Raw genomic sequence first — 12,328 nt, 5'->3', positions numbered from 1 at the left:
GTTCTAGATGTTTGTAATTATCTGTGGAAATTGTATCTTTTAAGGACGTTTTCTTGGTGAAAATGTCCAGCCTTTGCCAATTTCCCTGGGGTCTTGACACCAACAGCATAGTTGCAAAGCCAAAATATGACCGATAGGGCCGGGCATTTTTTTCGGAGTTTATTCTCAGACTTTTGAGTAAACTCAATTTTACAGTTAAGGTAGTGTAACGGGCGGAATTTGACTATGAGTAAAATTCGGATTGCTCTGATTGAAGATCATGATCTTACCCGTGTGGGTATTCGGACAGCACTGCTGCAGCGAGAAGAAATTGAGATTGTGGGAGAAGCTGCGAATGCTGCGGAAGGCCTAAAAATGTTAAAAACGCTACAGCCTGATATTGCGATCGTGGATATCGGTTTACCAGATAAGGATGGTATTGAACTGACACGGGAGTTGAAAGCTACTGCTAATGGTGAGGAGTTGGCAACAAGGGTGCTAATTTTAACTCTCCGAGATAACAAAGAAGCAGTGTTAGCAGCTTTTGCTGCTGGTGCCGATTCCTACTGTATGAAGGATATCAAGTTTGATAATTTGCTGGAAGCAGTTCGCGTCACTTATAATGGCAACGCTTGGATTGATCCGGCGATCGCTCGGATTGTCTTACAACAAGCACAACAAAATCCGCCTAAACAAGATACGGTATTATCAAGCACAAAAAATTCTGCACAAAACCCGGATGGGGAAGAAACTCAAGATATTATAGATCCTTACACCCTGACGGATAGAGAATTAGAAGTGTTACAGTTGATTGTCGAAGGTTGTAGCAATGCATTAATTGCCGAAAGACTTTACATCACCGTGGGCACTGTCAAAACTCACGTCCGCAATATATTGAATAAGCTATGTGCTGACGACCGTACCCAAGCAGCAGTTCGCGCTTTACGCTCTGGGTTAGTAGGATAAAGTTAATTTTAGAGTTGTAGTCACTCTAGAAGAAAATTGGGAAAATTGACAACTAAAAGTTGGTGAATTTCCTCACAAATTGAATGTTTAATTGTTGGTTGATTGTTTGGTGAGATCAAGATAATTCTGTCTCGCCAGCTATTTAATTATGTAAAAATTTAAGTCAAATATGACCGAGATTGAGGGAGAAAAACTTAAGCTCATGGTGGTAGACGATGAGCCAGACAACTTAGATTTACTCTACCGCACTTTCAGAAGAGATTTTCAAGTATACCAAGCTAGCCATGCCCGTGGTGCTTTAGAAATCTTAGAAAAAGAAGGTGAAATGGCCGTGATTATTTCTGACCAAAGAATGCCAGAAATGAACGGTACGGAGTTTCTTAGTCGTACAGTAGAGCGCTTTCCCGACACAATTCGGATTTTGTTGACTGGTTTTACTGATGTCGAAGACTTGGTGGATGCTATTAATTCTGGTCAAGTTTTTAAATACATCACCAAACCTTGGAATCCAGAACGGCTCAAGACATTAGTCGAGCAAGCCACTGATACATATCGTTTAGTGAAAAAGCGTACCCAGGAATTGCGTCGGGCTTTGCGTCGGGAGTCTTTGTTTAATGCAGTGACGACAGCAATTCGGGAGTCTTTAGACTACGACAGTATGCTAGAAAAGATTGTCGCGACCATCGGGCAGACATTTGAAGCTACTTGCTGCTGGTTAAGACCGGTATCGGGCGATAGGTTAACCCCAAATGAGTTTTTTTACCAAGCTCCTCAATCTCATGCTTCCAGTTGCGATTTTGACCCCAGTCCTTTAATTGACAAAGTTCTAGAAACCCGTCGTTATCAACTCACTCAAAATACAGATGGGGGTAAGACTTGTCAACTGGTAGTACCACTATCCTATCAGCATCACCTGCTGGCTGTGCTAGCCCTCTACCAAATGGAAAGTGATGACCCTTGGCAAAATGAAGACATCCAATTGATTACCGAGGTCAGTGAGCAAGCAGCTTTAGCTCTCTCCCAAGCAAAACTTTATCAGAGCTTGCAAGAAAAACAACAGCAAATCCGCTCTGAATTGGAAGTGGCGCGCCAAATTCAAAACAACTTGCTACGCCAAAGTTTACCAGAAATCAAGGGTGCTAAAGTACAGGCTTCTTGCTACCCCGCACGGGAAGTGGGAGGAGATTTTTTTGAAGTCTTTGTCCATCCCAAAGGTGATTTGTGGTTAGCAGTGGGCGATGTTTCCGGTAAAGGTGTCCCCGCAGCTTTATTTATGGCTAGCGCTATTTCAGTTTTGCGCCGGGAATTATCCCAAGAAACACCAGCCCCGCCAAATGTGGTGATGCAAAATCTCAACAGTGCTCTGTGTGATGACTTGATTGGTAACAATTGTTTTATTACCCTCGTTTTAGCTCGTTACACTCCTAGCACCAAAGAACTTGTCTACGCCAACGCCGGGCATATCTATCCTCTTTTGTGGTCAAACCAGGATATCAAGGATGGACAACCCAATTATCTCAAGATTAGGGGGGTGCCTTTAGGAATTTTGCTCAATTGGCAGGCTAAGTCTGGTCAATTAGTTCTCGCGCCGGGAAACACCCTGTTGTTAGCTAGTGATGGAATTACGGAGGCAATGGTATCAAATAATTTGATATCCTCAGAAAAAACCGATCATCATCTCCAACCAGTTAGCCGTTCTATGCTCAATCAAGATGGTCTTTGGCAACTTTTACAGCAGGAACCAAAACCATTATCCCTTAACCATTTACTAGCTCGCATTCAAGCAGACAACCATGTGCAAGAAGATGACCAAACTATACTCTCACTGGAGGTTTTGTAAGTTATGAAAAGTGAGATTCATGTCCCAAGCGATTTGAATTTTTTAAATATTGTCGAAAATTGGTTGTTGGGATGTTTAAAAGTCCAACTGGGAGAATCAGTTGATTGGTCACGACAGTCGAGTCGTTTACGTTTGGCTTTAGTTGAAGCTTACTCTAATGTGGTACGTCATGCTCACAGGGAGCAGCCAAATTTACCAGTTTTGTTGCGCTTGGAACTCAAAGACCGGGAATTATCTCTAGAAATTTGGGATTATGGCGCAGGTTTTGATATGTCCACCTATTTAGCGCCAAATCCTTTAGAAAAACAGGAAGGTGGTTATGGTTGGTTGATTATGACTCGTTTAATGGATAAGGTGGAATATCAATTACAAGTTGATGGTGCTAATTGTTTGAAGTTAGAAGCAACTCTACCAGAGCTAAACAATGCAAAATTCAAAATTCAAAATTCCAGCTGAGGTCAGCCAAACATAACTAGTACGCTACGGCATAAATAAAGCGACCATTACAAATCTATGAAAGGCTTAATATATAAGTTTATTGGTTTCAGACTTCAGACTTAATACTTCAGCCTTATTAAAGTTCTCATAAAAAAGACTGGATACATGGCGTTTCCAGTCTGTTATTTATCAACTCAATCAAAGAGACTATTTTTCAAAGCTGGGTTTTCAAAGCTAGTAGTTCTTGGGGCGAAGCTAAGAGCTTGATTTTTACATATACGATTTGCTTTTGTGGATTGAGAATAAATAGCCAGAAAACATTGACACTACACCAGGAAATCTGGACTTTCCCTGTAACTTGAATTTGGATTTGTCCATTTTCTAAGGTTTCAGAAATTTCTTGATGAGGATAGGCTTTGATGTCTTGAGCTTCTTGTTGTAAATAGGCGGCGATCGCATCTGCCCCAGCTATACTTGATACTAGGGGTGGATGCATGACTCCATCTGCTGCAAACAAGCTAGCCGTCTCTAGAAAGTTTTGTGCATTCAAAGTTTCAAAGTAACGCCGCACCACAGGTTCTGTGATTCCCTCTATCGCTGATTTTTCTGTATCCATCACATTGGGTGAAACTGCTGGAAATTCAGTAGCTGTCATAAGTTATCCTCATTGCGCTAACTGAGTATTAATTTCCATCTAAAAGCCGGCTGTAAGAAAGCTGCTACCGAAGTATTTTGCTAAAACTACCGAAAATATTTCGTGGATTTATGTAATACCAATTTCAATAATCTTTGCGACAGATGCATGGTGGGTGAGGGCAAACAACCGTTTGCCCCTACAATCTATTTGTGGATTTATGTAATACCAATTTCAATAATCTTTGCGACAGATGCATGGTGGGTGAGGGCAAACAACCGTTTGCCCCTACAATCTATTTGTCGCATTCTTTGTTCAAATTAGTATAACTATAACTATATTTCTATCAATGGATAGAGTATGAATATAAGAAGAAGTAGTTCCGAGACATGTGCCTAGAAACTACTTTTTGCAAACATTGAGGTTGGAAGGATATCGGCAGACAGTGGCTTGTTTGATGCTAATGCCACGGTTGAAGACTATTTTGGCTGACACTTTACATATTGCATGATTTCTTAATAAAAAGCAAATAAAATTTACATATAGGTGAAGTCAGAAATCTTCAACAAAGTCATGAACTATATAAGGTAGAATTTTAAATCCATTACTGAGACAAAATAGATGAATCAGTGTGCTGTAACTAACAGCAGGATGGTGAAAACAAAAGCCAGTGAGTTAGGATTTCACAAAGTCGGGATTGCAGCGGTAGATGGAGTAGAGCCTACAGAGGTGGAAAGATTGCAGGCGTGGGTAGGCTTGGGATACCATGCTGACATGGCATGGATGGCTAATCCTCACCGCCAGAATATTCGCTTAGTTATGCCAGAAGTGCGATCGCTCATATGTGTGGCACTTAATTACTACACAGCAGATCAACGCCCCAATGGTGAAGAATATGGCAAAATTTCCCGTTACGGCTGGGGCAGAGATTACCATAAAGTGATGCACAAAAAACTCAAGGCGCTGACTACGTGGTTACAATCCTTGGATGCAGGGATATCAGCCCGCTACTACGCAGACACAGGCCCGGTTCAGGATAAAGTTTGGGCACAAAGAGCCGGAGTCGGTTGGATTGCGAAGAATGGTAATGTAATCACAAGAGAGTACGGTTCTTGGGTATTTTTAGGAGAAGTATTAACAAATCTGGAATTAGAAAGCGATCGCCCTTCCACAGAACACTGCGGTACGTGTACTCGTTGTTTAGAAGCTTGTCCTACAGGTGCAATTACCCAGCCATTTGTCGTCGATGCCAACCGTTGTATAGCTTATCACACAATTGAGAACCGGGCAGAAAAATTACCAGAGGCGATCGCCCCTCATCTGCAAGGGTGGGTTGCAGGATGTGATATTTGTCAAGATGTTTGTCCTTGGAATCAACGTTTTGCTCGTCCTACCGACGTGGTAGAATTTCAACCTTATCCTGGGAATATTGCACCCAAGCTGATAGAATTGGCGAAAATCTCTGATGAGAAGTGGGATCAACAATTTCCGGCATCAGCCTTGCGGCGAATCAAACCAGAAATGTTACGACGAAATGCCCGTGCTAATCTCGATGCATCTAAGCAAGATAATGACCCAGAAAGTAATTATTTTTGATTTTGACGGCACAATTGCAGATACATTAGATGCTCTTGTAAGTATTGCCAATCGGTTAGCTGTGGAGTTTGGTTATATCCAAATTACCCCAGAGGAGCTATCTCTTTTGAGAAACTTAACCTCTAGAGAGATTATCAAATACTCAGGTATTTCTGTTTTTAGAATTCCTTTTCTTGTCAAAAAGGTTAAATCTAAATTAAAAGATAAAATCCACGAATTTAAACCTATTTCGGGAATTCAAGATGCTTTAATAGAACTCAAAAATGAAGGTTACAAACTAGGCATTATTACTTCCAATTCCCAAGAGAACGTTACAGCATTCCTTAAAAATAATAACTTGGAAAATTTATTCGATTTTATATATTCAGGGGTAACAATTTTTGGGAAGACTACCATCATTAATAACGTTATGAGGCAAAAACAATTCAAACCTCAAGAAGTTATTTATGTGGGAGATGAAACTAGAGATATTGAAGCATCAAAAAAAGCTAATATCAAAGTTATTGCTGTCACCTGGGGGTTTAATTCAGCGGAAGCATTAACTAAACAGAAACCTGATTTTTTAATTAACCACCCAAGTGAACTTTTACCAGTGATTAAAAGTTGTTGAAAGATTGCTTAAGGGCGAGTACAAGACACGCTATCTAAAACAATTGTAGAGATGTTGCACTGCAACGTCTCTACATTTATTTGCAGAATACAAATTGATATTAGCTAGCTGGTTGACCTTTTTCTAAAGCTTTTTGCACTAAATCATCGTTAACGATAGCCACACCTTCATTCCTGGAAGCGGTGACTTCTTGAGCTAATTCTATATAATCATCAGGATTACCAGTTGGTTGTGCTACAGTTGCTACCTCTTTTGGCTGAGAAAGTTTATGTTTAGGTGCGGTTGCGGCTTCAGCAGCAGCGGCGCCTTGGCCTGTACGATCAATTTCGCTGACGCTAAATTGCTGCGCGGCGGCGTAATCTGCTTCAAAATCAACTTTAGGGGCTTTTTCTTCACCGCTGATGATGTTTTCAGCCGCTAATTGTGCATCATGGGTGGAAGCTTCATCAAGATTTGGTTTAACTTTTTCAGACATAATTATCACCTTAAGTAATTTTTCTCATGCTGGGCAAATCCTACCAAAATGATTTGCTATTTTCAGGCTGTCTTGAGAAAGGTTTCAGCCTCTGTTAAAAGGTAGAGAAAGCCGAGAAAATTACCAAATAAAACTCTTACTTCGGGACGTAGAAACTGATTCAGAAAATTTGATAAGCCTTAGTTTGGTTTGTGAAATTATCTGGAAAATAAATTATGACGGCAAATTATCAACAAACAGCTTCTCAATCTTTGAGCGATGAAACTCAGCAAGTAGTGGCAGATTTTAATGCTTTAGATACTGATGCTAAACTGGCTTGGCTATATTTTGTTTATGAAAAAATGGGTCAATCAGTTACCCCAGCTGCACCTACTGCGGCTGATCCAGAATTAGCGCCAATTTTGTTAGGAGATTATTTACAATTATCAGATGAAGAACAATTAGATATTATGCGGGATATTGTTAACCGCAGAGATACAGAATATTCTCGCGCCTATGGAGCATTAAAAGAAAATAATCAATTATTAGTTTGGTATGCTTGGGCAGTGGAAATGGGTGATACTGTAGTTGATTTACCAGGTAGCTACAAAGCGACTAAAGCGATTAATAATGCGATCAAGCAAATCGAAGAACTCGATTTTGAAGGACAAATCTCCGTGCTGCGGGCGATCGCTGGAGAATTCGGTTACACAGAAGTACAACCGATCGCCACACAAGCTGAAACCGGGAAAACACCGAGTCTCTAAAAAGAAAAATCAGGTCACAGCTAGCTGAGTCAAATCGTCCGGTGTCAAATCAGAGTGTAAAATTTGACCATCTCGAAACCAGACAATACGCTGGGTTTGACGGGCGACCTCTGGTTCGTGAGTAACCATAACCACCGTAATTCCACTATGATTGAGTTCGCCAAAGATATCTAAAACTTCTTGGGTAGTGCGCGAATCGAGGGCGCCGGTGGGTTCATCAGCGAGGAGAACAACAGGACGGTTAACAATTGCTCGTGCGATCGCTACTCGTTGCTGTTGTCCTCCAGATAGCTGTGTGGGCTTATTGTTGAGGCGTTTTTCTAAACCGACTCTGATTAAAGCTTCAGTAGCGCGATCGCGTCTTTCATTGGGACTGACGCTAGCATATACCATCGGCAACATCACATTTTCTAAAGCTGTTAATTGAGGTAATAAATGGAATTGCTGGAACACAAACCCCAGCTTTTTATTGCGAATATGCGCCAAAGATTTGTCATCTATCTGGGCAACATCAAGGTTATCTAAATAATAATGTCCTGAAGTGGGGCGGTCTAGACAACCAATAATATTCATGGCTGTTGATTTCCCAGAACCAGAAGGCCCCATAATTGAACAATATTCACCCTGTTCTACAATCAAGTTAACATCATTCAGCGCCTGTACCTCAGTTTCACCACTGCCATAAATCTTGAAAATGTTTTCTAACTGAATGATTTTCATTGATAACTCTTAATTAAAAATAGTTCTGCTATGGAGCACATTTGAAACTACCGAGGTTCAGCCACCTTTTGCAGATAGATTAATCTATTAAAAATTAATCGCTTTAATTCATTATTACTTTGAATTTCTAAAGTAATCTTATTAAAACGGTCACTGCTTAAACCATTCTCTTCAACTATTTTCTGAGAGCGATTGCAATAATTGACAGCGATATCTTTAGCCTGGGATGATAGACCATTCATGCTATTAGCTTCACTGCAAACAATTTTCGGGATTTCTCTCCCACCAATCAGTTTTTTAATTTCTTCAAAAGCTTTTTGTCGTGCTGGCTCCATCGCTAACACAGCTTGAGCATAACTGTTAACTTCATTCTCACTCACGGGGGGAATTTGCGCCACAACTTTAGTATTCCAGACTAAAGCCGTAGCCACCACACCGACGGTGGTAAAGATACCGTAGCGCCAAGATTGGGAAAGCTTTTGTTGCAGTTTTGGTCTGATAAAAAATTTTGATATTGTTGGCATATGGTGTTGAGCACTGAACTGTGGTATGTATATGATGACTTTGAATTATTTTAGTAGTCAGAAGTTCCAAGGGATGATCAATCCAGCAAATTTTTATATTTGACATCAAGTTACTCGGCACACTTGACAAAGTTCTACAACCTTAGTTTGGAGCGTCGATATATCAGAATATCCTTGTTTCAGACTCACTTCTAACTCTAATAGTATGGGTAAAGTAGAGATGAGCTGTTGCACAGAAAGGAACTTGATTTCTTGTTGAAGAAAGTAAATTCGTTTAGGATTGTTAACCTCAGATGCTTTAGCGATCGCTTGGGGATTTCGCTCCCCACTTTCCATCATAATTTTCACCCATAACCAAGTGCGAAACTGACCAATCAGCGTAGCCACTATTCGCAAACCCGGCTCAGAAGCATTAATTAAATCATTCAAAGTTGTTAAAGCTTTAGCCACATCCCCAGTTCTGATTGCTGCTGCTAATTGTAAACTATTTTGAGTAGTATTTCTAACTAATTGGCTAACAGTATTTATATCTAACAGATGATAATTACCACCAGCATACAGACGCAATTTTTCAATCTCACTATCAAGCGATCGTGTATCATTACCTACTGATTCTGCTAAAAGTTCCGCAATTTTAGGTGTCAATTTCAATCCTGCACTTTCAGCAGCTTGATTAACAGCTTGCACTAATAGTTCCGTTTTCCAAGGCGGGATCAGCGGGAATTCTCTAAACTCAGTCGCAAATTGTTTCAAAATTTTAGTAGACTTCAAGCGTTCATCGGGTTTATTGGGACTGGTGAGCAACAAAAATGAATTATCGGGAATTACTGGTAAGGTGCGTATTAATTCATTCAACACATTTTCTGGACAATGTTGACAAACAGCAGTATTCATCAGCCACACCAACCGCCCACCAGCGCCAAAACTGGGCGTCATTGCTTGATTTAATCCCTGAATTACCCCATCGGCTAGATCCGGGAGAAACAACGTATAGTTAAAACTTGTCCACTGCGGATCGAGAACCCGAGAACGCAAACTGACCACCGCCTTTTCCAACGCAAAATCATCTTCACCCCAGTAAACATAAATTGGCATAGACAAACCCTCGTATTTGTAAATCTCGGTAACTTTGCCTAAAATCTATCAAATAAGAGCACGAGGTCAAGGAAATTGGACGACAACTATCAAGCTTATTTAAATCGGGTAGCGCGAATGACTCTACCAGAAGCTTATAAATCACAAGTTCAGCATATCCAGGAATCTGCAAAATTTCAGCCGTGTTCGGGGTATAGACAAGCAGCACCTTTTCCCGGTTATACCCTCATTACCCCACCTGCAGCCGAAGCCTTAGAAAATTCTACTTTCTATGCCAAGCTACAAGTTTATCAACAAGAACTGTTACAGTTGCCTGCGAACAATGATTTGATAGTACCCGTACCGCCTGCTAGCTTTCATTTGACTTTAGCTGACTTAATTTGGGACAGTGCTTACCGCGACGCTTGCGAAAAAAATCCCGAATTTGAACCCCAGTTACGTTCTTGCTTAACAGAAATATGCCGACAATATCAAGAATCCTTGACAAAGCCGAGTCCACCAATTTATTGGCAGGTACTAGGATTAATAGTTATGCCCAGAGCCGTAGGTGTTTGTCTAGTACCGCAAGATGAACGTTGCTATGAACAAATTATTCAATTTCGCCGCACAATTTATCAAAATGCCAAATTAATCGCCTTGGGCATTGAGCAACACTATCACTTCACCGCTCATATTACATTAGGTTATTTTGGGGAAATTTCCTCAAATTTAGACCGTGCAAACCTCAGCAATTCTCTCTCTCAATTGAATCAACAATGGTTGTTAAATTCACCAGAATTTTTAATAGAGCGTGTCGAATTGCGAAAATTTGATGACATGACTAATTATTATCGTCAACCAGACTGGCCGAGTTTAGTTATCAATTAAAAAATGATGAAGTCTGAAGTCTGAACGATGAAGTCTGACGTTTGAAGCTTGAGGGATGTAGACGCACAGTGGCTTGCTGCTTCGCGTCTACATATTTTATACTGCAAAGTAAAGTTGGGAATTCATGATTTAAAATTCTCTTTCTTGATAACCCAGATAAACAGCTTCTAAAAACACATCTAAATCAAAACCATCTGGTATTTTTTCTAAATGCAGAATTCCTTGCAATTGCTGAGTTAATTTGAGAGATAGGGAAGCTTTGGCTTTAGGCGACATTAAGCTACGGCGTTGTAAATATTCTCGAATTACGGCAAAATCATCAGGTAATAATAATGATAAATCGCAAATTTCTAATAACTGTTGATGTAGAGAATTAGCTTGTGGTGATATTTTCAAAGTGGACGATGTAATCGGCGCTTGTGCTTGAATGACAATCGTCCCAGCCGCGAAATCACCCAAGCGTTTTTCATACCGAGTCAAAGCAATTAAAAAAGCTCCAATATATAAAAATTCATCGAAAATGCGTAGTAAACTCCGCAAGGTTGCTTGTTGCAAACCGACTGGTCTACCATCATCGCGCACCACCCGAATCTTAGCGAATCTTTTACCGGGGGTTTGACCATGCCACAAAGTTTCAAAAAATACAAAATATCCTGTGTAAATTCCGAAGAGAATAAAGAAAGCGATCGCCATCAACCACAAACCCACCTTGGCGCCAAAAATACTCGCCCATAAATCCCCCAACTGCACTGATACAGTAGTCCAGACAATCAAAAACATCACCACCATCGCCGCCAGAATATGATAATCGATAATTAGCGCCCAAGCACGATTACCAATTCCAGCGAGAGTGAATTCTAATTCCACACTTTCTGGAGTGCTAAATTTTACCCTATTAAATAAGTGCATATTAATTGCCGCGCTGGTATTTAAATTTCATGATTGCGTAACGTCAAACCCAACCCTTCACGACGACTCCGCAAGTCGTAGTAAATTACAGCTTGGATGGTTTTCCAGAATGGTAAAAGAATCACTGTTGCACTAAAACTGATTGGCAAAATTAACACGTAATAAAGTAACTGAAAAATTGGCGAACCATCTTGTATTAAAGGCGCGAGCGCTAATTGAAGAATCGTAGTCATAATTTGCAGAACAATTTGCAGCGGAAGTGTAATTAAAAAAGCTACAAATCCAATCAAAAAAATCCGCCAGACATGACCCTGAGTTAACTCCCAGCTACGACTAATACTAGAAGCCGCATCAACATTTTCTTCAATCGCCAAAGGTAAATCCACCAAATAAAACCTAGTCAGAAACCAGATAATCCCCACAATCGCTACTACACCCAAAATAATAGTAATTAAACCAATTAAAAGATTGAGCGCAACACTAGTTTGCTGAAATCTAGCACCAAAGAATCCGACAAAGATCCCAATGAACAAAGCAAACACAATCACCACAGCCAAATAAACCCCGATAGCAATCAGCCCCACTAATATCATCGCCCCTAAAAACTTCCACAACCGGGAATTGACGAAACGCGCACCCGAAGAAATACTTTCCGGTTGATTGACTAATTCACCAAAAGCCAAGCGAGAAATCAAGGCTATGAGAGCAAAACACTTTGCCCACCCGTAAATTGGGACTAAGAACCACAAGCAGGCTTTAAGCGCCAGTAAAAAATAATCCTTAAAATGAGAGCGATACAATCGCAGTCCTGCGCTGACGACATTTCCCACACTCAACGGTTGTATCGAACTGGAACCACCAAAATTGCCAGCCATGATGCCAAACTTTCCTTAAAAGTACGGAGTTGAATTTGAAGCTATCTTAAAGTA

General features: G+C 40.5%; 14 protein-coding genes. 7 read left to right on the top strand and 7 right to left on the bottom strand.

Features of this window, described 5'->3' with window-relative positions; all coding sequences use genetic code 11:
* Positions 1-225: 225 nt before the first annotated feature.
* From MIC7126_RS0116710 to MIC7126_RS0116700, 3 genes are all read left to right on the top strand, one after another.
* Positions 226-945, top strand: coding sequence for a response regulator (locus tag MIC7126_RS0116710; RefSeq protein WP_017654310.1), 720 nt, complete (start codon positions 226-228; stop codon positions 943-945).
* Between the two features lie 169 nt (positions 946-1,114).
* Complete coding sequence (locus MIC7126_RS0116705; protein ID WP_026100321.1) at positions 1,115-2,785, top strand: SpoIIE family protein phosphatase; 1,671 nt, start codon at positions 1,115-1,117, stop codon at positions 2,783-2,785.
* Between the two features lie 3 nt (positions 2,786-2,788).
* Positions 2,789-3,241, top strand: coding sequence for an ATP-binding protein (locus tag MIC7126_RS0116700; protein ID WP_017654308.1), 453 nt, complete (start codon positions 2,789-2,791; stop codon positions 3,239-3,241).
* Between the two features lie 196 nt (positions 3,242-3,437).
* On the opposite strand, the gene MIC7126_RS0116695 is transcribed toward MIC7126_RS0116700, so the two are convergent.
* Positions 3,438-3,878 carry a nuclear transport factor 2 family protein gene (locus tag MIC7126_RS0116695; protein ID WP_017654307.1) on the bottom strand — a complete coding sequence of 147 codons (441 nt, stop codon included), beginning with the start codon at positions 3,876-3,878 and terminating at the stop codon, positions 3,438-3,440.
* A gap of 600 nt (positions 3,879-4,478) precedes the next feature.
* Here MIC7126_RS0116695 and queG point away from each other — a divergent pair.
* The gene (queG, locus tag MIC7126_RS0116690; RefSeq protein ID WP_026100320.1) at positions 4,479-5,453 is read left to right on the top strand and encodes a tRNA epoxyqueuosine(34) reductase QueG; all 975 of its coding nucleotides are present in this window, start codon (positions 4,479-4,481) and stop codon (positions 5,451-5,453) included.
* Positions 5,428-6,063 carry an HAD-IA family hydrolase gene (locus MIC7126_RS0116685; RefSeq protein WP_017654305.1) on the top strand — a complete coding sequence of 212 codons (636 nt, stop codon included), beginning with the start codon at positions 5,428-5,430 and terminating at the stop codon, positions 6,061-6,063. Before queG ends, MIC7126_RS0116685 begins: the two co-directional genes overlap by 26 nt.
* A 100-nt stretch (positions 6,064-6,163) precedes the next feature.
* On the opposite strand, the gene MIC7126_RS0116680 is transcribed toward MIC7126_RS0116685, so the two are convergent.
* A complete protein-coding gene (locus MIC7126_RS0116680) occupies positions 6,164-6,538 on the bottom strand; it encodes a hypothetical protein (RefSeq protein ID WP_017654304.1) in 375 nt (124 codons plus the stop codon).
* A gap of 215 nt (positions 6,539-6,753) precedes the next feature.
* On the opposite strand from MIC7126_RS0116680, the gene MIC7126_RS0116675 reads away from it, so the two are divergent.
* Positions 6,754-7,284 (top strand): orange carotenoid protein N-terminal domain-containing protein, encoded by a 531-nt coding sequence (locus MIC7126_RS0116675; protein ID WP_017654303.1) that lies wholly within the window; start codon positions 6,754-6,756, stop codon positions 7,282-7,284.
* Between the two features lie 9 nt (positions 7,285-7,293).
* Here the strand turns inward: MIC7126_RS0116675 and MIC7126_RS0116670 are convergent, their stop codons facing one another.
* From MIC7126_RS0116670 to holA, 3 genes are all read right to left on the bottom strand, one after another.
* Positions 7,294-8,004 (bottom strand): ABC transporter ATP-binding protein, encoded by a 711-nt coding sequence (locus MIC7126_RS0116670; RefSeq protein WP_017654302.1) that lies wholly within the window; start codon positions 8,002-8,004, stop codon positions 7,294-7,296.
* 47 nt (positions 8,005-8,051) lie between these two features.
* Entirely contained in the window at positions 8,052-8,528 is a 477-nt protein-coding gene (locus MIC7126_RS0116665; RefSeq protein WP_017654301.1) for a DUF4168 domain-containing protein, read from the bottom strand.
* A 105-nt stretch (positions 8,529-8,633) separates the two neighbouring features.
* Positions 8,634-9,623: a DNA polymerase III subunit delta gene (gene holA / locus MIC7126_RS0116660; protein WP_017654300.1), complete on the bottom strand. Its 990-nt coding sequence runs from the start codon at positions 9,621-9,623 to the stop codon at positions 8,634-8,636.
* A gap of 75 nt (positions 9,624-9,698) precedes the next feature.
* Between holA and MIC7126_RS0116655 the strand changes: the two genes are divergently transcribed.
* The gene (locus MIC7126_RS0116655) at positions 9,699-10,490 is read left to right on the top strand and encodes a DUF1868 domain-containing protein (protein WP_017654299.1); all 792 of its coding nucleotides are present in this window, start codon (positions 9,699-9,701) and stop codon (positions 10,488-10,490) included.
* Positions 10,491-10,619: 129 nt separating this feature from the next.
* On the opposite strand, the gene MIC7126_RS0116650 is transcribed toward MIC7126_RS0116655, so the two are convergent.
* Both MIC7126_RS0116650 and MIC7126_RS0116645 read right to left on the bottom strand, forming a co-directional pair.
* Positions 10,620-11,399, bottom strand: coding sequence for an RDD family protein (locus MIC7126_RS0116650; RefSeq protein WP_017654298.1), 780 nt, complete (start codon positions 11,397-11,399; stop codon positions 10,620-10,622).
* Positions 11,400-11,419: 20 nt separating this feature from the next.
* Complete coding sequence (locus MIC7126_RS0116645; protein WP_017654297.1) at positions 11,420-12,274, bottom strand: DUF7847 domain-containing protein; 855 nt, start codon at positions 12,272-12,274, stop codon at positions 11,420-11,422.
* Positions 12,275-12,328: the final 54 nt, after the last annotated feature.

It is taken from the genome of Fortiea contorta PCC 7126, assembly GCF_000332295.1.
GTDB classification, from domain to species: Bacteria; Cyanobacteriota; Cyanobacteriia; order Cyanobacteriales; family Nostocaceae; genus Fortiea; species Fortiea contorta.
The sequence above is the reverse complement of the archived record's forward strand: the minus strand, read 5'-3'. Positions and strand labels throughout refer to the sequence as shown.